Origin of the sequence: Roseibium litorale, from assembly GCF_014842915.1 — a bacterium.
Classification (GTDB): Bacteria; Pseudomonadota; Alphaproteobacteria; order Rhizobiales; family Stappiaceae; genus Roseibium; species Roseibium litorale.
In genome coordinates this window covers 16,627-35,875 of sequence record NZ_JACYXI010000012.1, presented here as the reverse complement: position 1 = coordinate 35,875, position 19,249 = coordinate 16,627, and the positions used below count along the sequence as shown (strand labels likewise).

The window sequence follows — 19,249 nt, the reverse complement described above, 5'->3', positions numbered from 1 at the left end:
TGATACGCGGGGGAACAGGACAGCCGGATTGGACCCGGCTGCCACACTCTTCAGATCTCAGAACTTGTAGGTCAGGTTTGCCTTAAAGGTCCGGCCGCTTTCGGAATAATAGAGGTCCGGCTGGGACAGGGACGAGGTCGGCAGACGCACCGCGTTGTAGTAGGTCTGGTCGAAGACATTCTCGACGCTGGCCGAAATGCTGAGGCCCGCGATCTGCTCCGGCTTGTAGCTCGCCCGGAAGTCCAGCAGCCCGTAGCCCGGGGTATAGCCCTTGGACAGGCCGACATTGTCCCGGCTGCTGGCAACGGTCCAGGTCGCGCCCGCGCCCCAGGTGCCGTCATCATAAGCCAGATCCAGGATGCCGCGGAACGGCGGGATGGATTTGATCGTCTCGCCGGTGTCCGCATCCTCGCCATTGATGAGGGCAACGGAAGCGCTGACCTTCCAGTTCGGCTTGAAGCGCCAGTGGACATTGGCTTCCGCGCCATAAATGTGGACGTCCTGACGGTTGATGTACCGGGTTACCCCGTATGGATAACCGGAAAGGCCAAGAGAGGCTGCGGTGACGGATTCCGTGTCGATGAAGTTCTTGTAGAGATTGAGGAACGTTGCCGCACCGCCCCCGAACTGATCATCGCCAAGCTGAAGCCCTAGTTCGAAGCTGTTGCTGGTTTCGGCCTTCAGGTTGGGATTGCCGATGGTGAGATAGGTCGCGGGTGAGCCATAGGTGGTGAAAAGCTCATCCGCCGTCGGAGCCCGGAAGCCCTGAGCCCACTGGCCATAGACCCGGCCAAAGCTCCAGCCGTATTCGGCCATGAACTTGCCGGAGACGGCGCTGTCCGTGTTCTTGTCGAGATCCAGAGCCGAGTCATTGGCAGCGTATCCGGCCGAGATGCTGGGATTATGAGTGTACCAGTCAAAGCGCACACCCGGTGTGATCGCAAACCCCGTCTGCCCAAGCGCAATCCGGTCTTCCAGGAAAGCCGCAAAGGTACGTGTGTCCACGTCCGGCTGGTAGGACTGGTTGGTGTGATAGAAGCTGCAGGAGAAACTGTAGGTGACCGAGCAGGCGTCCTGACCGGATGTGTACTGGGTGGACTGGCCGAAATAGCCGTCCATGCCGAACAGGAACCGGTTTTCCTGGCCGAACAGCTGAAGTGTCTTGCTGCCGTCCAGATGGCCGCCGAAGCCATCCCGGGTCAGCTCGTCGCCGCGGTCATAGTCACCGGCCAGCGATCCGGTCCGGATGGCTTCGCTGTCATAGTTCAGTTTGAGCTGCTGCCAATAGGCCAGGACATGCGCCTCATCCAGGAACGGATTTTCCGTTTGGGCGTCATAGTCATATTGCAACGAAACGCGTGTGCGCTCGCTCTTCTCGATGGTGTCATAGTCGGAATAGGTTGAACTGCGCGAGGTCAGCGCATCGACATCATCCTTGCTGTGATAATGTTCCGCGATGACGCCAACCCGGTGGCCACCGTCGAAATCGTGGAAGACCTTGCCCAGGAGATTGTACTGGTCATAGTCAGCCGGGTTCGCCTTGTCGCGGGCTGAGCCTGTGCCACCGGTTTCACCCTGGGTATAAGTCTCGTGACCGATCTTGTAGCCGCCCTGCAACAGGACAGAGGTCGCGCCAACGCGAGCTGCTGCTGCCTGGCTCAGGCTGACACTGCTGTCGGAGGAATCATAGGAGACCTTGCTCTCCCCGCCCCAGGTCTTGCCGCTGGAGATGATGTCTTCCGCGGTGATGGTGCGCAGACCCATCATGCCGCCGAGAACGCCGGACCCGTAGCGGGAGGAATCCCCGCCCTTGAGAATGTCGACCTGCGACAGCGTATCAAAGCCGAAGGTGCTGACGCCGCCCTGCGCCCCATAGATCGGCTCATTCATCCACGGCACGGGCACGCCATCGATGGTGGTCAGGACACGGGAGCCATCGAGGCCGCGGATGTTGACGCTGCCGTTGTCGGTGTTGAAGTCCACGCTCGGGTCAATCTTGTTGAGATCCTTGAGGGTGGTAACCTGCCGGTCTTCAAGCTGCAGCGAGGTAACCGTGCTCACCGTCGCACCGGAAACTTCAGCTTCCTGGAAATTGCTGACCAGCTTCTTCAAAAGCGTGGCCTGCCCGGCAGAGCCCTCTTCTGCAGCTTCGGCAGCCTTGACTGCTGCGCTTTGGGCATGAGCAGAGGTCCAGCCTCCCAATGTTCCGATCACGGTCCCGGCAAGCAGGAGCGTCATGCGCGCATGATATGACATACGGCCATCCTTTTAGGTTTCGATTGTCTGGAGAAAAGGCTGGCTGAGTTCCAGGCGGCGCCCGGCTGGCTGGCGATGTCAGACCGGTAAAGCAGAGCAGGCAGCCGCAAGGGGCTGCATCGAAGGCACCGGAGACTTATTCATGAGTATTATACTCATATATAATTTTTACCGAGTCCACATTTGCGCCACAAACAGCAATCCACAGGCAATGTTGCCCCTCCGCAACACCAGGAACCCATCGTTTCAAGAAGTTTCACCCTCGGACAAAACCAGAAAAGCACCGCAAGGTTGCGCACCCTGAGCATCTTGAAAATCACAACATGTGGAAAACTGCGAAAAGAGGATGCACTCCGACGCCTGTCATGGTTGTAATGCGCGCGTTTCAAACAGAGCTTTTTTTCCGCATGTATTCCAGTCCCGCTGACAGGCAGCCCTTCCGCTTTCTGCTGCATTCAGGCCCGGTTGCGGGCAACCCGAAACATCACCTTCAAGGTCGGCTCTGCCGGTCTTTTTTTTAAAAAGCGGTTTCCCCGGCTCGCAAAAAACATGCCGGCGTGGGGCGCCAGGACCGGCACTCCTGACAGAAGGCTGTCAGGAGGCCTTCGCTATTGTTTCGGTCATGGGCCTAAGGCCCGTCCCCTTCCCGCAGGAGACTGCGGCAAAGACAAACCGGAGACAAACATGACCGCCAAACAGACACCCGCCAGCCCCTGCCTTGAACTCGTGATCTACCGGATCAAGAACCCCGATGACGCGGCAAAGGCCCGCCGGGCCGCTCAGGATGCCATAAGCCAGTACGAGGGCTTTCTGTCCTGGGCCGCCTGGGAGAGTGAGGACGACGCCACTGTCTTTGCCGATGTGGCCATGTGGGAGAGCCTTGAGGCCGCAAAGGCCGCCGGGGAACGGGTCCGCACCGATCCCGGCTTCGCCGCCCTCATGAGCTCGATCGACGGGATCATCAGCATGTCCCACTACCGGCTGGACCGGAAGGTGGAGGCCTCTGCCCAGAACTACCTGAAGGCAAGCTGAGCCCGCTGAAACAGAAACGCCGCCCCGAAAGGGCGGCGTTGAAATTCGCAGCAAGCTCCGCTGGAGCGAATGATCCGGGCTGACGCCCGGATCAGGTCTCACTTCATCGTCGGGATGGAGAACTCGGCACCATCCTTGAGGCCGGACGGCCAGCGGGAGGTGACGGTCTTGGTGCGGGTGTAGAAACGGAACCCGTCCGGACCATGCTGGTTCAGATCGCCGAAGCCGGACCGCTTCCAGCCGCCGAAGGTGTGATAGGCCAGCGGAACCGGGATCGGCACGTTGATGCCGACCATGCCGATGTTGATGCGGGACGCGAAGTCGCGGGCCGTATCGCCGTCGCGGGTGAAGATCGCCGTGCCGTTGCCGTATTCGTGGCTCATCGGCAGCTCAAGCGCTTCCTCGTAGGTTTCTGCGCGGACAACGGACAGGACCGGGCCGAAGATTTCGGTCTTGTAGATATCCATGTCACGGGTGACGTTGTCGAACAGACAGCCGCCCATGAAGTAGCCGTTCTCGTAGCCCTGCATCTTGAAGCCGCGGCCATCGACAACCAGCGTCGCGCCTTCCTTGACACCCTGGTCCACGAGACCCTTGACGCGGGCAAGCGCTTCCTTGGTCACCAGCGGGCCGAAGTCGACATCATCGCCTGCGGTATACGGCCCGATCTTCAGCGCTTCGACCTTCGGCGCAAGCTTCGCGATCAGCGCATCCGCGGTGCTGGCACCAACCGGAACAGCAACGGAGACGGCCATGCAGCGTTCACCGGCAGCGCCATAACCGGCGCCAATCAGCGCATCGGCAGCCTGATCCATGTCCGCATCAGGCATGATGATCATGTGGTTCTTCGCGCCACCAAAGCACTGGGCGCGCTTGCCGGACGCGGTTGCGCGGGCATAGACATACTGGGCAATCGGGGTCGACCCGACGAAGCCCACGGCCTGGATGGTTTCATCGTCCAGGATCGCATCCACGGCACTCTTGTCGCCGTTGACGACGTTCAGAACACCAGCGGGAAGACCGGCTTCGATCATCAGCTCGGCGAGCATGATCGGCACGGACGGATCGCGCTCGGACGGCTTCAGGATGAAGGCATTGCCGCAGGCAATGGCCGGGCAGAACTTCCACATCGGGATCATGGCCGGGAAGTTGAACGGCGTGATGCCGGCCACGACGCCCAGAGGCTGGCGCATGGAATACATGTCGATGCCCGGGCCAGCACCTTCGGTGAATTCGCCCTTCAGGAGGTGCGGCGCACCGATGCAAAACTCTGCCACTTCCAGACCGCGGATCACATCGCCCTTTGCATCCGGCAGGGTCTTGCCGTGTTCACGCGACAGGGCTTCGGCCAGCTTGTCCATGTCCCGGTTGAGAAGCTCGACGAACTTCATCATCACGCGGGCGCGGCGCTGCGGGTTGGTGGCGGCCCACTTCGGCTGCGCGGCAGCGGCATTGGCGACAGCGGCTGCCATTTCCGCATCTGTTGCCAGCGCCACCTTGGCCTGAACCTCACCGGTTGCCGGATTGAAGACGTCGGCAAAGCGGCCAGAGGTGCCCTCTACGTGCTTGCCGCCGATGAAATGACCAATCGTGCGCATGGCGTAATCTCCCTGCTGTCGAGCCAGCTGATACCGGCCCCTTTGAAGTGACCCTTTAGTGCCTTTTATTTTTGCCGCAAACAAGGGTATGGTTTCCGCATCCATTGTGCGAAAATTAAAGCAACAGACACTTGATCCGCAGACCTTGCCAGACGGGAGCCAGCCTGTGAACTGGGACGATATCCGCATTTTTCTCGGCATTGCCCGGTCTGGCCAGATTCTCGCCGCCGCCCGGCGCCTCGGGCTGAACCATGCGACCGTCGCCCGCCGTCTCACCGCGCTGGAGACCGCGCTGGAGGCCCGCCTGTTCGACCGCTCCACCAGCGGCTGCTTCCTGACCGAGGCAGGGTCCCGCTTTCTGGAACGGGCCGAGCGCATGGAAGCGGAAATGATGGCGGCGAAGGAAGATCTTGGCGGCAACTCGGTAGAGGTTACCGGCACCGTGCGCATTGGCGCGCCGGACGGTTTCGGCGTGGCCTATCTCGGCCCGCGCCTTGCTAAGCTTACCCGCGCCCACCCAGGCCTCACCATTCAGCTGGTGCCTGTGCCGCGCTCCTTTTCCCTGTCCCGGCGCGAGGCGGATATTGCCGTCACGGTCGAGCGGCCCGAGCACGGGCGGCTCGTCGCCAGCAAGCTGGTGGATTATGCCCTGGGGCTCTATGCGTCTCCGGCCTATCTGGAAGAACGGGGCATGCCGGAGACCCCGGCAAGCCTCTCAGACCATGATCTGGTCGGCTTCGTGGAAGACCTGATCTATTCCCCTGCCCTCAATTATGCGGCGGATGTGGTGCGGGACTGGTCCTCCCGCTTCGAGATCGCCTCGGCCCTTGGCCAGACGGAAGCTGTAAAGGCGGGGGCCGGCATCGGCATCCTGCATCATTTCATTGCCCGCAGCCTGCCGGATCTGATCCCCGTGCTGCCGGACCTCAGGATCGAGCGCGCCTACTGGATGGTCACCCACGAAAGCTCCCGCCCCCTTCGCCACGTCTCCGTGGTCCAGGACTTCCTCCGCAATTGCGTTGCGGAAGACCGGGGGATGTTCGGGTGAGGCATTTATTAGCTGGTCGTCATCCCGGTCGCAGCGAAGCGGAGAACCGGGGCCTACTCATTGCCAGAGCTGAGCAATTCCTGCCAATCGTGAAGATGTAGCCTGTCATCTCATCGCATGTTTCCAGATCAGATCGACTGCCTCGCCTTGAGAAAGAACGGGATACCCGCTCACTCCCCACTCTGAGGGAAAGAGGCGCTAGGAATTGAACTTGCGGCCACGCCAGACGGCACGACCACTCTGGAAATGAGTAGGCCCCGGCTCTCCGGCTTTGCCTTCGGCCGGGGTGACACTGCATGCATGGGTTTCTATCCGAGAAGACCAAAGAACTTACTTCCCTGGCCCCAATGCTACGTCTTCGCATACCCCTTTTCGGACATGCACGCGTCAAATATCCTCATTCGCAAGTCAAAATTTAGGTCAACGTTGTAACTATTTAGCGCCCTTGGCGCCTTGGAAAGCGCATTCACTTGGCAATCATCCATGTCAGCACTTCGTTGTGAATTATCACCACGATTATAGTTACTTTCAGTGCTCACACACCCAACAAGAACAACGGCCAACGACACTATAAGACAGTATTTCATAGTAAACCCACTTTCCAAATTCGATGAAAATCCAGCCCTTCATTTCTATTGAGGCGCCCCTATTCCAGCTTCTGGATCACCAGCCGGGCCATGACGTGCTTGTCGGAGTTGTCGACATAGACCTCCAGATAGATGCCTTCCACATCGCGGCCGGCCTGGTGCATCAGCACGATCTGGGTGTCCTGGTCGAAGGTCAGGATCGTGTCGACGAGGCTCGGGACCATGTTTGCGGTCGCGACGGTTCCCAGAGCCAGAGGCTCCACGTCGCGGCTGGCCTTGCCCGGATGTAGCAGCATGGCATAGCTGGCATTGGGTCGGGCTGCAGCCGACACCCGGCCATCCGTATCCGCCGTGGCGTCGAAATAGGTTACCACGGACACGCCAGAGATGCGGTAGGTTCCAGCCTTGAGCGAGACGATGCCGGTTTCCGTGTCCAGATGGATCGCATCGCCCGTCTGGGTGATCACCCGGTTCAGCGTCCGCAGGTTCCCGCCCGGCTGCATCGGCTTGGTTTCCGGCGAATGCTCTTCATAGACGGCGTAATCGGCTGCATGGGAGATGGTGGTCGTCAGTCCCAGACCGCTGAGTGCCACGACCAGCGCCAGCCCCAATCTCCGGCAAGAGGCAAGCCTCCCCACCTGTTTCCGCCGTCCGGCCTGCGGACCGGTGCCTTTTTCCAACGTGAACTTGCCAATTCAGAACATGACTGCCCCCAGCCTATTGATGAATGCCCTGCCCCATGGAGCAAGTCCGCGTCAGCAATCCTAGGTCATTCTTGCAGGCAGGAGCAATTCCTGATGGGTCAGGCAAAGAAAGGCTGAAGCCTCCCATCCTTGGAGACGCAGCATCGCTGCATCTTCGGATGAGGCGGCCGTGTTGATATGCGGTGCCAAATAACTCTCATCCTCATCCTGAGGAGGCCAGACTGCTGCCCCCCACCTCTCCTCCGTCTTCCTCGGCCTTGAGCCGAGGACCTAAACAAGTCAATGACTTGCAGATGGCCGGGTCAAGCCCGACCATGACGAACGGGAAAAGAGCCCCCCTTTGTCATCAACCTCTCATCCTCATCCTGAGGATGCCATAATAAAAGGCCGGGCGGCAGGCCAAAGTCCTGCTGAGCGTGACAACGCCCCGTTCACCGCTCGAACCCGTCCGCCGGGCGGATCAGTTCCGGGTCGCCAAAGTCGATGATGATGTTGAGGCGGCGGGCGGCGGCGGGGTCGCCGGTCAGATTCGGATTTTCCGGGGCAACGGAGAGGCGGACGCCCCGGTCCGTGGTCTCCAGCGGCCTGAAGTCCCGGATGGCCTGGAGGAATTCGTCAGGCACGGCCCAGCCATAGCGGTCAGACAAGGCGGAGATGACCATGCGGGCCGCTTTCTCGCCAATTTCCTTTTGTTTGGGATCTTCCACGTTCAGCTTCAGCCGCAGATAGTCGACCTTGTCCGCAGCCTTGCCCCTGAGCAGGAAGAACAGGGTCGCGGGGCCATAGTCGACGCTGGGCGTGGTCAGCGGCACCAGGCTGGACGCGCATTGCCAGGCGCCCGAAATAAAGGGAGCACGGTTCCAGCCGCTGTTCTCCAGCCCCATGGCGCCCATCTCGTCGCAGAGCGACTGGGGATCGCCCCTAAAGCCGAGCTTCAGCGTTGCGGGGACCAGGACGTCCGGTTCCGTCAGGGTCTGGCGGGTGCCGGCATCGAACCCGGCCAGGGGATCCGGGATTTGAGGCGCCGCAAGGGGCGCCGGGGCCGGCTCTGTCAGACCGAGTTCATCGCTGAACACCACCGCTCCTGTCAGGGCTGCGGCCAGCACAAGAGGCAGGCCGATCATCAGCGCGCGGGCAAGCACTTGGCCCTGGGGTGCGGGTTTGAGCTTTCCGCCGCGCCAGGGCGCCCTTTGGACCGGCCGCGGGGGCGCAGCGGCAAAGGCAGCATCCTCGCCCCAGATGCGGCGGCGGTTGTCCTGCCGCAGCCAATCGGGAGCCCGGCGTTTGCCCTGTTCAAATTCGCGCTTGCGTTTGTCCATGGTCCGGCCTCAAACGGCAGCAGCGCCCGCAAGACAGCTGCTGCAATCAGGAACCCATGCAGCCAAACCTCCGCCACAGAGCGCCGCACAGCTTCCTTGCCCCCACTTCTGGTCCTAAAACCGGGTCATTTCAACGGGTTTTCAGAAAGTTCGTGAACAGCGACCGCATCAAGCCTCTTGAAACCCTCTAGATGCGCCGGTTACATGACGCCGCTCACAGCCTGTTTGCCGTTCAGGCGCATGCTGTTCAGGACTTTGGAAATTCGGGAGGCAGCATGCGGCTAGGCATCGATTGGGGCGGGACGAAGATGGAAATCATCGCCCTGGGGGACAGGGGCGAGGAATTGTTCCGCGAGCGCATGCCCACCCCCCGCGACGACTATGACGGCTGCATCGAAGCAGTGGCAACGCTGGTCGCCAACGCGGAAAAGGCGACAGGCCAAACCGGCAGCCTCGGCCTCGGTATTCCCGGCTCCATATCACCGGCAACGGGTCTCGTGAAGAACGCCAATTCCACCTGGATGAACGGCAAACCGCTGGACAAGGATCTGGAGCGCCGGATGGGCCGCCCCGTCCGCATCCAGAACGATGCCAATTGCCTGGCCGTGTCTGAGGCCACGGACGGATCCGGCGCGGGCTGCCACATCGTTCATGCCATCATCATCGGCACTGGCTGCGGCTCGGGCATCGCCATTGATGGCAAGGCCCACCGGGGCGCCAACGGCATTGGCGGCGAATGGGGCGCGATCCCCGTGCCGTGGCTGAAGCCGGAGGAGTTTCCCGGCCCGGTCAACTGGCTTGGCCATCCTGGCGCCATTGACCACTGGTGCTCCGGCACCGGCTTTCAGGCAGATCATCTGGAGCGCACTGGGCAGTCCCTGAAAGGCCACGAGATCATGGCAGCCAAGCGCGCGGGCGACGCAGGCGCCAAGGCCACTTACGAGGCCTATGTCAGCCGCCTTGGCCGGGCCATGGCCATGTCGGCCAACCTGCTTGATCCGGACTGCTTTGTTCTGGGCGGTGGCATGTCGAACGTGGAAGAGCTTTATGAAGACCTTCCCGCCGCCATGGCTCCTTATATCATGTCCGATGTCTATGAAGTGCCGATCCGCAAGGCCCGCCATGGCGACAGCTCGGGCGTGCGCGGCGCGGCCTGGCTCTGGAACGACTGACCACAACCGACCATAATCCCGCCGGCCATCACATTCCCGCCGGAATGACCCGGCAGGCTCCTGTCATCTGAAACTGCGAGAGATTCTTACATGATCCGCAAGCTGTTCAAGTTCCTGCGCCCCGGCCTTGCCGCTGGCCTCATTGCCTCCTCTGCCGCCATCGCCCATGCGGAAGAGCTCAAGATCACCGACCTCAAGGTAGGTGATGGCGCGGAAGCCGTCGCAGGACAGATGGTCACGGTGCATTACACCGGCTGGCTGATGGACGGCACCAAGTTCGATTCCTCCGTGGACCGAGGTGAGCCCTTTTCCTTCCCGCTCGGCGCGGGCCGGGTGATCCGGGGCTGGGATGAAGGCGTCGCAGGCATGAAGGTCGGCGGCAAGCGCGAGCTGATCATTCCACCGCAGATGGGCTATGGCAGCCGCGGCGCTGGCGGGGTCATTCCGCCGAACGCAACGCTGAAGTTCGAAGTCGAGCTGCTGGGCGTCAAATAAGCGCGGGCTTGCCTTAAACACGAAAGCCTCCGGAGTGGCCGTTCCGGAGGCTTTTTTCGTTCTGAAAGCTGCTAACGGTCGAGCGGCGGCATCCGGTTCCAGGCGTCCAGCGCCGCGATCTTGTAGGCTTCGGCGAGGGTCGGATAATTGAAGGTGTTCTCGACGAAATATTCGAGCGTTCCCTTCAGGTTCAGTACCGCCTGGCCGATATGGACCAGTTCGGTTGCCCCCTCTCCCACGATGTGACAGCCGAGCAGACGCCGGGTCTTCAGGGAAAAGATCATCTTCAGCATGCCGGAATTCAGGCCCATGATGTGGCCGCGCGAGGTCTCCCGGAACCGGGCGATGCCGCATTCATAGGGAATGCCGCGCTGCTTGACCTCTTCCTCTGTCATACCAACCGTCGAGATTTCCGGAACGGCATAGATGCCATATGGAAAATACTCCGGCGGGTCATAGGCCTTTTCGCCCAGCGCATGACAGGCGGCAATGCGGCCCTGCTCCATGGAGGTAGAGGCAAGGCTCGGGAAACCGATGACATCACCAGCCGCGAAGATATGCGGCACTTCGGTTTGGAAGGTTGCCGGGTCGACCTTGAGACGTCCCCGGTGATCCGCAGGAAGCCCGCAGGCTTCCAGGTTAAGGCTGTCGGTCGCGCCCATGCGTCCGGCGGCGAACAGCACCACGTTGGAGCGGACCGAACGCCCGCCCTCCAGCGTGATTTCACATTTGCCGGGGCCATGCTTGACGATCTTCTCAACCTTGGCACCGAACCGCAGGGCCATGCCCCGGTCGCGCAATTCGTGGGTGAAATCTGCAACAAGCTCGCTGTCTATGAAATCCAGCATGGAATTGCGCGGCTCGACCAGGGTCACATGCACATCAAGCGCGGAAAAAATAGTGGCATATTCAACGCCGATGACGCCTGCGCCGATGACGGCGATGGAACGCGGCAGATCCGCCAGCTCCAGGATCTCGTCGCTATCCAGCACACATTCCCCGTCGAAAGGCACATAGTCCGGGCGGAAGGGTTTGGTGCCGACAGCAATCAGGAAGCGGTCGGCGGTGAACTTGAGGGTCTCGCCAGCATCTCCCGTCACTTCCAGCGTATGAGCATCCACGAACCTGGCCTCGCCACGCAGGGTGTCGACCTTGTTGCGGGCGAACTGATGCTCCAGCACCTCGATCTCGTGGTTCAAGGTAATATGCAGGCGGGCTCTCAGGTCGTCCGCCGAGATGTCCTGCTTGACCCGGTACGCCCGGCCGTAGAACCCGCGCTCGCGCCATCCGGACAGGTTGAGCGCGGTTTCGCGCAGGGTCTTTGACGGAATTGTGCCCGTGTGCACGGAGACACCTCCAACACGGCGCCCTTTTTCCACGACAAGAACGTCGCGTCCGAATTTCGCCGCCTGAATCGCTGCCCGGCGCCCAGCCGGGCCGCTGCCGATGACGATGAGCTGATAATGGTCCATTGGCTACCCTCTGCTGCTTGCCCCTCGCCGGACAGACAGTCTCCATATTGCACCGCAGTATAGATCAGAAGGTAAGCCCGAAACATGAAGGCCGCGTCAACCCGCAATCCCGCCTTTCCGCCGCTCATTGCACCAGCTCTCCCAAAAGCTGCACCAGCGAAAAATACTATGCGCACAAATGACAATTTTAAGTAGATTTTAATCAAAATCACGGCTTATGCCTGCCATGTTTCTTCGCACAGCAGCGGACACCTTCAGCCAACTTTCAAAAGCCGGTTCAAGATCTTTCAAGAGAAAGGCCTGAGGGGAAACTGCGGCACCGATTTCATATCCGGCGCGGAGAAGACATTGCAGCAAGATCCGCCAAGCCCCCCACTCCCCCTGCAGTTTGACCGAGGAGACTTCCATGAAGACCACTGATCTTGAAAAGATGAAGAACGTCATCCACTCCTATGACCTCTCCAAGGTCATGGATGCGTTCAAGAAAAACCACCCTGATTACAGTGAAGAGAAGCTCTCTCGCATCGAGACGGAATTCCGCCGGTTCTTCGAGGTCTGTGGTTCTCACAATGTGAACTATGGCACCATCGACACGATCGACGAGCTCTTTCACACTTTCATTCTGCACACCAAAGAATATGTCGATTTCTGCAACAAGGCTTTTGGTGAATATATTCACCACACGCCCAAGTCGATCCAGGAAGAACCCAAGCTTCCGATCATGTATATCCGCTTCCTGATCGATTACACACGTCTGTTCAAGCAGGTTCCGCCGTTTGACATCTGGCCGTTGAGCCGCGACCTTTTCGGCAACCCCAAGGGATCGGACGACGACCTCTGCCAGGTCATTTCCGACTGCCTCGTGGCTTCAGACTGTCTGATCGAGTGCGACCCGGAAACCCAGCCATTCCAGCCGACAGACTGCCTCGCGGGGCGCGGCGAATAATCACCTCCTCGCGAAACAATCAAGCGCTGACCGGCCCAACCCCGGTCAGCGCTTTTCATTTCATTACGACGCCAATTAGTTACAAAGGCTTGATGCTCAGCCCGCCACCATCTCGCGCACCAGCGGCATGACCTTGGTGCCATAGAGCTCAATGCTCTTCATCAGCTGGCTGTGAGGCATGGTGCCGGTGGCGTATTTCAGATCGAAACGGGAGAGACCGAGGGTCCCGATCGTCTTGGTAATGCGCCGGGCCACGGTCTCCGGGGCCCCTGCATAAAGCGAGCCGCCACGGGCTTCCTGGATGAAGGCCTCCTTGCCCATGGGCGCCCAGCCGCGTTCACTGCCAAGGCGGTCGTGAAACGCCTTATAATGCGGCCAGAGCTGCTCCAGCGCCTCTTCATCACTTTCGGCCACATGGCCCGGAGAGTGAACGCCCAAGGGCTTCACCTCATGCCCCATCTGGGCACAGGCCTGATGATAGAGCTCGACATAGGGTTTGAAGCGGGCCGGATTACCTCCAATGATCGCTAGCATCATCGGCATGTTGTAAGTCACCGCACGCACAACGGATTCCGGACTCCCGCCGACACCGATCCAGCAGGTCAGCGGCTTGGACTGAACCCGCGGGAACACCCGCTGCTGCTTCAGCGGCGGACGGATCTGGCCGGACCAGCTCACCACTTCATTGTTCAAAAGCGCGGACAGAAGATCGAGCTTCTGCTCAAACAGCACTTCATACTGATCCAGCTTGAACCCGAAGAGCGGGAAACTCTCAGTGAAAGAGCCGCGGCCCAAGGTAATCTCGGCCCGTCCGCCGGACAGAGCGTCCAGGGTGGAAAAACGCTGGAAAACGCGGATCGGGTCATCAGACGACAGGACCGTTACCGAGGTCCCAAGCTTGATTTGTCTGGTCCGGGCAGCCAGAAAGGACATCAGGATTTCCGGAGCGGAGATGGCAAAATCAGCCCGGTGATGCTCGCCAAGACCCAGGAAATCGACGCCGGTTTCATCTGCCAGAACGCCCTGCTCCACCAGATCCCGCAGCACATCCGCTTCATGCTTGAGAGAGCCGTCCTGAGCTTCGGTGATGTCACCGAACGTATCGAGACCAAGTTCAAGTGTCTGGGTCATTGTCTTGTCAGTCATCCTGTTGTTGCGGCTGCGGCGCGTCACGCCGTGAAGCGGGCCATATCCTGGCCGCCAACTTAAGATCCTGGGGCTCCCCCTGAAAGGGAGGATTGTCCTCTCAAGCTGAACGCTGTGTTCGCAAGAGCCAATGGATAGGATTTCCAAACCTTTTTCCGGGAAAACTTCCAGTATCCTTAAGTAGTTCTTACGAGGCTCAAGTTCTGGAATCCCGTGCTCTCAAACAGCTCGTACCCGCCTGAATTCCAGCTGCGGCAGCTCTATTTGAGAAAATGATCCTACGGCCAGGACCAGGGCTTAACCATTGCCTCTCCAGCCCGGTTTCTTGCCTCAAGCAATAGTCATATCCCTGTCATCCGGCTCTGTTGCTTTGCAGCAAGTTTCACGGAAGCGGGTAAAGCGCTGCTTCTCAAGACGCTGCTGGGACAACAGAATGTTTGGAATCCGCAAATTCTCTGATCTGAAATTCGGCCACAAGGTCTGGGGTGGACTTGGAACCATCCTGCTGCTAACCGGCGTTCTGGGCGCAACTGCCGTCTTCAATCTCTTCGCGCTCACGCGCAACGCAGATGTCACGGACAAGGCATCGGCCGCCCTCGCCTCGCTTCATCAGGTTCTCGGCGCTCAGCGCACCTTCCTCGATCACCCTTCAAGGGAACACGCTGAGGCAACAGCGGGCCAGATCCAGGGCCTGGTGGACAGCCTGCGACGGCTTGAAACCGTGATTGCCGATGGGTCGGAGAGCCATCAAAGCGTCCATCAATCCCAGATTTTGCTTGGAGACTATGGCGAACGGTTCAGCAAAGTGGCCGTCGAAGTGAAGGATCAAGCGGACGCGAGCAGGGCCATCGCCGCAGCGACGCTCCAACTCGCCGGACTTGCTTCCACCATCAGCAAGGAGGTTGCTGAAGAACAGCGGAAAGCTGCAGAGGCTGCGACAGCGGCCCGCAAAACCCAGTCCTCCGCCCGTGGATATGGCAGCCAGGCAGGTGTGCTTCGGGAAGAGGCAACCCGGCTGGATGAGAAGTTCGGCAAGTCTTCCCAGTTCAAGCAAAAGGACATGACCCCGGAAACCGCTTTGGAGATTGAAGCCAGCCTTGCCAGAATGGTTGAGGCCGGAACGGCGCTGGAAACAGCAAGGATCGACGGCGTGAGCGGGGAAACCCTGAAGGGCGTGGCGGAAAACACCCGTCTTCTCCAGACCGGCATTCCCGACCTTCTCGCGGAAACGAACCTCTTCAACAAGATGGGCAAGAAGAAAACTGTCGCGGACCTCATCGAGACGATCAAGTCGCAGGCTCCTGAACTGCGCGTCGCGGCCTACCGGTCCCTCGACAGCCAGCTCGGCGACGCCATCGGGCGGCAGGCCCACCTGTCGTCCCTGGCGGATATCAGCGCCAGCGGCAACACGCTTGCCCTCACCGCAGCCAGCCTGCAGGCAGATACGATTTCCTTCCAGAAGGAAGACACCGGTCAGGGCAAGGTCATCCTGAACAAGATCGGGATGCTGAAGACCTCTGCCGAAGAGCTGGCAAAATCCAGCGACGTGCTGCCTGCTGCCGCTTCGGCCATCAGTGCTATGCCGGAAGCAATTCTCACCTTCGAGCAAGCTTTCCAGTCCATGAGCCATTCCAGAACGGCATCAGAAGCGGGCATTGCGGATCTGCAGCGCCTCTCCGATGAACTGGCCGTCGAGATTTCCGGCATCGTCACCACCCAAAGCAAGGACAGCCGGGCAGCCGGGTCGAACGCCGTCGTGGTGATCTGCTCGGCGCTCGCCGCCACTCTCGCCCTAGGCGTCCTGCTGGCCATGCTGCTGCACCGGGCCATCGCCCAGCCGATCCGTGCGACGACGGAGCTGATGCTGCGCCTCGCCCATGGGGAGACCGGGATCAAGATCACCGGTACGGACCGGGGCGATGAAATCGGCGACATGAACCGCACTGTCGAAGTGTTCCGAACCAATGCGCTGGAACGTCAGAAGCTCCAGGAGGAACAGGCCCGCGAGGAAGATCTTGCCAGACAGCGGCAGCTCCGGATCGAACATCTGATCGCCGGCTTCCGGGAAAAGGCGGCCTCAATCCTGTCAGCCGTCGACGGGACGGCGCAGGATCTGGACAGCACCGCCCGCGCTCTGACAGACATGGCAAGAGAGAGCTCAGGACACGCGGACCGCACCTTGAGCGCTTCCGGTGAGGCAAGCCAGAGCGTCCAGACCGTCGCAAGTGCAGCGGAGGAGCTGGCAGCCTCGATTGGTGAGATTTCGCGCCAGGTTACCCAGACCACCGGCGTGGTGGACCAGGCGACCAGCAGCACACGGGCAACGAACGAACTGGTTGCAGGCCTCTCCGCCTCTGCCGCAAAAATCGGTGAAGTGGTCACCCTGATCCGGGCGATTGCCGAACAGACCAACCTGCTCGCGCTCAATGCGACCATTGAGGCTGCGCGGGCGGGAGACGCAGGACGCGGCTTCGCCGTGGTTGCAAGCGAAGTCAAGGAACTCGCCACACAGACCTCCAAGGCGACCGAAGACATCGCAAGCCAGATCGCCTCTATCCAGGGAGCCACCAGAGACTCCGCGGAGGCCATTGCCGGGATCTCCGGCGTCATGGAAGACGTTAGCCGCTACACCACCGCGATCGCATCTGCTGTCAGCCAGCAGGGCACCGCGACCACCGAGATCACCCGCAACGTCCAGCAGGCAGCGCAAGGCACGAAAGAGGTTTCGCTCAGCATGTCCGAACTGTCCCAGACGGTCAGCCTGACCAGCCGGTCCGCCGGCCAGGTTCTCAACGCCTCTGGAGACCTGGCTGAAAAGACGGATCTGCTCAAGGCGGAGGTGGAGAGCTTTCTATCCGCAGTCGCCGCGTCCTGATCCCGCGTCCCACCTGTGATGAGGCGGAAATTCCCAAATGGGCCATCCGCCCCATTGCCACGCTGGCGCGCATCGGATATTCAAAGCCCATGAACGCTATTATGAACACAATCTGGTGGTGGCAGGACGTCTGACGGCGGCCAGCGATTTCCCATGTTCTAACGTGTTCGAAGTTGACCAAAAGGCCGCCGCGGGGCTCCCCGCCAGCGGCCTTTGGTCTATCTGGGGATGCCTTCCAACAGCGCCCCATGGAGGATTAGACAGATGCCGGCACTGGCAGACCAGACTTACGTGACCCAGGGTGGCATCGCCATCCACCGCTCTTCCCGCCCCGCAGACTACGACGAAGGCACGTCCCGCTGGATTGACCGGCTGGACGCGGAGCGCGGTGCGGTCCTGTCCTCGTCCTATGAATATCCCGGACGCTACACCCGCTGGGACATGGCGCTGGTCAATCCGCCCCTGGTGATGGAATCCGCTGGCCGCGACGTGTCCATCAGGGTCCTGAACGAGCGTGGGCAGGTTCTGTTTCCCGCGATCGTATCCGCTTTGCGGGACCATCCGGATGTGGGCACTTTCACTGTCACCGATGGCCGCATCGACCTGACCGTCAAGGCGCCGGACCGGGTGTTCCAGGAAGAAGAGCGCTCCCGTCAGCCCTCGACCTTCTCCATCGTGCGCGCCCTCAAGGATCTCTTCGCCTGTGGCGATGATCAGCTCGGCCTTTACGGCGCCTTCGGCTATGACGTTGCCTTCCAGTTCGAGCCCATCGACCTGAAGCTCAAGCGCCCGGATGACCAGCGTGATGTCGTGCTGTTCCTGCCGGACGAAATTCTGATCGTCGACCACCATGGCAAGCGTGCCTACGTTCTTGAATATGAATTCGAGGTCGATGGCCGCTCCACCCGCGGCCTGCCGCGCGACGGAGAAAAGAGCCAATACACCCCCGCCAATGAAGATCCGGGCCGGGGCGATCATGAGCCAGGCGAATACGCAAGGCTGGTCGAAAAGGCCAAGGACTATTTCCGCCGGGGCGACCTGTTCGAGACGGTGCCGGGCCAGACCTTCTACGAGCCCTGCGCCAATCCGCCGTCTGCCGTGTCCCGCCGCCTGCAGCAGATCAATCCGTCGCCCTATTCCTTCTTCTTCAACCTGGGCAACCGGGAATATCTCGTTGGCGCCTCTCCGGAGATGTATGTCCGCGTTACCGGCGGCCGGCGGGTCGAAACCTGCCCAATCTCCGGCACCATCCGGCGCGGCAAGAACGCCATCGAAGATGAAGCCCAGATCCGCAAGCTTCTGAACTCTGCCAAGGACGAAGCCGAGCTGACCATGTGCTCGGACGTGGACCGGAACGACAAGAGCCGTGTCTGTGTGCCCGGCTCCGTCAAGGTGATCGGCCGCCGCCAGATCGAGATGTATTCCCGGCTGATCCACACGGTGGACCATATCGAAGGCATCCTGCGCGAAGACATGGATGCGCTCGACGCCTTCCTCTCCCACACCTGGGCCGTGACCGTGACCGGTGCGCCGAAGCGGTGGGCGATGGAATTCATCGAGAGCCACGAGAAGTCCCCGCGCGCCTGGTATGGCGGTGCGATTGGCGCCGTGCTCTTCAATGGCGACATGAACACCGGCCTGACGCTCCGCACCGTCCGCATCAAGGACGGTGTGGCCCAGATCCGCGCTGGCGCTACCCTACTTTACGACAGCATTCCCGAAGACGAGGAAGCCGAGACCGAGCTCAAGGCGGAAGCCATGAGGGCAGCTGTGCGCGAGGCGGGCCTTGCCACCAAGCCCGAGGACAAGACCGCGAAAGCGAAGCTGGGCGCTGGCCTGAAGATCCTGCTTGTCGACCATGAGGACAGCTTCGTCCACACGCTGGCGAATTACTTCCGCCAGACCGGCGCGCACGTGGTCACCTACCGTACGCCGGTTGCCGATCATGTCTTTGAGGATGTGAAGCCGGATCTGGTTGTGCTCTCGCCCGGCCCCGGCAACCCGAAGGACTTCGACTGTGCGGCCACCATCGGCCGGGCCCGTGCCCGCGCCCTGCCCGTCTTCGGCGTCTGCCTTGGCCTTCAGGCTCTGGCGGAAAGCTTCGGCGGGGAACTCGGCCAGCTCGACGTGCCCATGCATGGCAAGCCGTCTCCGATCTCGATCGCCGGCAACTCAATCCTGTTCGAGGGGCTGAAGGCCCCGGTCGTCGTTGGCCGCTATCACTCGCTTTATGCCAAGCGCGACAAGCTGGACCCGCATTTCCGGGTCACGGCGGAGACTGAGGACGGGGTGGTCATGGCCATCGAACACGACGAGGAACCGATCGCCGCCGTTCAGTTCCATCCGGAGTCGATCATGTCTCTCGATCAGGACGCCGGCCACAAGATCATCGAAAACGTGGTCGCCCGGCTGGTCAAAGCCAAGGTCGCGGAACCCGCATAAACAGCGTTGCGTCCGCCCCTCACCCTAGCCCTCTCCCCGCCAGGGAGAGGGAACCTGCTGCGGCAGGTCGAGAGACAGCATTCCTCTCTTCCGGTCCAGCGTCTCAACCTTAAAAAGCCTCTCCTCCAGACACCTCTCCCAAGCATGGGAGAGGTCG

13 protein-coding genes are annotated in these 19,249 nt (G+C 60.7%); 7 read left to right on the top strand and 6 right to left on the bottom strand.

Annotation, left to right across the window (positions count from 1 at the left end; genetic code table 11):
- Positions 1–57 precede the first annotated feature (57 nt).
- Positions 58–2,256, bottom strand: coding sequence for a TonB-dependent hemoglobin/transferrin/lactoferrin family receptor (locus tag IG616_RS17125; RefSeq protein WP_192149397.1), 2,199 nt, complete (start codon positions 2,254–2,256; stop codon positions 58–60).
- Positions 2,257–2,940: 684 nt separating this feature from the next.
- Between IG616_RS17125 and IG616_RS17120 the strand changes: the two genes are divergently transcribed.
- Positions 2,941–3,288 (top strand): hypothetical protein, encoded by a 348-nt coding sequence (locus IG616_RS17120; protein WP_192149396.1) that lies wholly within the window; start codon positions 2,941–2,943, stop codon positions 3,286–3,288.
- A gap of 98 nt (positions 3,289–3,386) precedes the next feature.
- Here the strand turns inward: IG616_RS17120 and IG616_RS17115 are convergent, their stop codons facing one another.
- On the bottom strand, positions 3,387–4,886 hold the full coding sequence (locus tag IG616_RS17115; protein ID WP_192149395.1) for a CoA-acylating methylmalonate-semialdehyde dehydrogenase: 1,500 nt from the start codon (positions 4,884–4,886) through the stop codon (positions 3,387–3,389).
- 166 nt (positions 4,887–5,052) lie between these two features.
- Between IG616_RS17115 and IG616_RS17110 the strand changes: the two genes are divergently transcribed.
- On the top strand, positions 5,053–5,934 hold the full coding sequence (locus tag IG616_RS17110; RefSeq protein ID WP_343072388.1) for a LysR family transcriptional regulator: 882 nt from the start codon (positions 5,053–5,055) through the stop codon (positions 5,932–5,934).
- Positions 5,935–6,580: 646 nt separating this feature from the next.
- Here the strand turns inward: IG616_RS17110 and IG616_RS17105 are convergent.
- Positions 6,581–7,114 carry a hypothetical protein gene (locus IG616_RS17105; RefSeq protein ID WP_192149393.1) on the bottom strand — a complete coding sequence of 178 codons (534 nt, stop codon included), beginning with the start codon at positions 7,112–7,114 and terminating at the stop codon, positions 6,581–6,583.
- 542 nt (positions 7,115–7,656) lie between these two features.
- A complete protein-coding gene (locus IG616_RS17100) occupies positions 7,657–8,544 on the bottom strand; it encodes a DUF6030 family protein (protein WP_192149392.1) in 888 nt (295 codons plus the stop codon).
- A 275-nt stretch (positions 8,545–8,819) separates the two neighbouring features.
- Between IG616_RS17100 and IG616_RS17095 the strand changes: the two genes are divergently transcribed.
- Both IG616_RS17095 and IG616_RS17090 read left to right on the top strand, forming a co-directional pair.
- Positions 8,820–9,716: an ROK family protein gene (locus tag IG616_RS17095; RefSeq protein WP_192149391.1), complete on the top strand. Its 897-nt coding sequence runs from the start codon at positions 8,820–8,822 to the stop codon at positions 9,714–9,716.
- 90 nt (positions 9,717–9,806) lie between these two features.
- Positions 9,807–10,211: an FKBP-type peptidyl-prolyl cis-trans isomerase gene (locus IG616_RS17090; RefSeq protein WP_192149390.1), complete on the top strand. Its 405-nt coding sequence runs from the start codon at positions 9,807–9,809 to the stop codon at positions 10,209–10,211.
- A gap of 71 nt (positions 10,212–10,282) precedes the next feature.
- Here the strand turns inward: IG616_RS17090 and sthA are convergent, their stop codons facing one another.
- Positions 10,283–11,683, bottom strand: a complete 1,401-nt coding sequence (sthA, locus tag IG616_RS17085) for a Si-specific NAD(P)(+) transhydrogenase (RefSeq protein WP_192149389.1) — start codon at positions 11,681–11,683, stop codon at positions 10,283–10,285.
- Positions 11,684–12,089: 406 nt separating this feature from the next.
- Between sthA and IG616_RS17080 the strand changes: the two genes are divergently transcribed.
- Complete coding sequence (locus tag IG616_RS17080; protein WP_192149388.1) at positions 12,090–12,629, top strand: glycine-rich domain-containing protein; 540 nt, start codon at positions 12,090–12,092, stop codon at positions 12,627–12,629.
- A 96-nt stretch (positions 12,630–12,725) separates the two neighbouring features.
- Here the strand turns inward: IG616_RS17080 and IG616_RS17075 are convergent, their stop codons facing one another.
- A complete protein-coding gene (locus IG616_RS17075; RefSeq protein WP_192149547.1) occupies positions 12,726–13,760 on the bottom strand; it encodes an LLM class flavin-dependent oxidoreductase in 1,035 nt (344 codons plus the stop codon).
- Between the two features lie 448 nt (positions 13,761–14,208).
- Between IG616_RS17075 and IG616_RS17070 the strand changes: the two genes are divergently transcribed.
- Both IG616_RS17070 and IG616_RS17065 read left to right on the top strand, forming a co-directional pair.
- Positions 14,209–16,650, top strand: coding sequence for a methyl-accepting chemotaxis protein (locus IG616_RS17070; protein WP_192149387.1), 2,442 nt, complete (start codon positions 14,209–14,211; stop codon positions 16,648–16,650).
- 264 nt (positions 16,651–16,914) lie between these two features.
- Entirely contained in the window at positions 16,915–19,092 is a 2,178-nt protein-coding gene (locus IG616_RS17065; protein WP_192149386.1) for an anthranilate synthase, read from the top strand.
- The last annotated feature ends 157 nt before the right edge of the window (positions 19,093–19,249 follow it).

What these genes read in the sequence shown, in the direction of transcription:
- IG616_RS17100 (WP_192149392.1), bottom strand. Translation starts at nt 8,544, where the DNA reads ATGGACAAACGCAAGCGCGAATTTGAACAGGGCAAACGCCGGGCTCCC.
- IG616_RS17095 (WP_192149391.1), top strand. Translation starts at nt 8,820, where the DNA reads ATGCGGCTAGGCATCGATTGGGGCGGGACGAAGATGGAAATCATCGCC.
- IG616_RS17125 (WP_192149397.1), bottom strand. Translation starts at nt 2,256, where the DNA reads ATGTCATATCATGCGCGCATGACGCTCCTGCTTGCCGGGACCGTGATC.
- IG616_RS17080 (WP_192149388.1), top strand. Translation starts at nt 12,090, where the DNA reads ATGAAGACCACTGATCTTGAAAAGATGAAGAACGTCATCCACTCCTAT.
- IG616_RS17090 (WP_192149390.1), top strand. Translation starts at nt 9,807, where the DNA reads ATGATCCGCAAGCTGTTCAAGTTCCTGCGCCCCGGCCTTGCCGCTGGC.
- IG616_RS17115 (WP_192149395.1), bottom strand. Translation starts at nt 4,886, where the DNA reads ATGCGCACGATTGGTCATTTCATCGGCGGCAAGCACGTAGAGGGCACC.
- IG616_RS17065 (WP_192149386.1), top strand. Translation starts at nt 16,915, where the DNA reads ATGCCGGCACTGGCAGACCAGACTTACGTGACCCAGGGTGGCATCGCC.
- sthA (WP_192149389.1), bottom strand. Translation starts at nt 11,683, where the DNA reads ATGGACCATTATCAGCTCATCGTCATCGGCAGCGGCCCGGCTGGGCGC.
- IG616_RS17120 (WP_192149396.1), top strand. Translation starts at nt 2,941, where the DNA reads ATGACCGCCAAACAGACACCCGCCAGCCCCTGCCTTGAACTCGTGATC.
- IG616_RS17075 (WP_192149547.1), bottom strand. Translation starts at nt 13,760, where the DNA reads ATGACCCAGACACTTGAACTTGGTCTCGATACGTTCGGTGACATCACC.
- IG616_RS17070 (WP_192149387.1), top strand. Translation starts at nt 14,209, where the DNA reads ATGTTTGGAATCCGCAAATTCTCTGATCTGAAATTCGGCCACAAGGTC.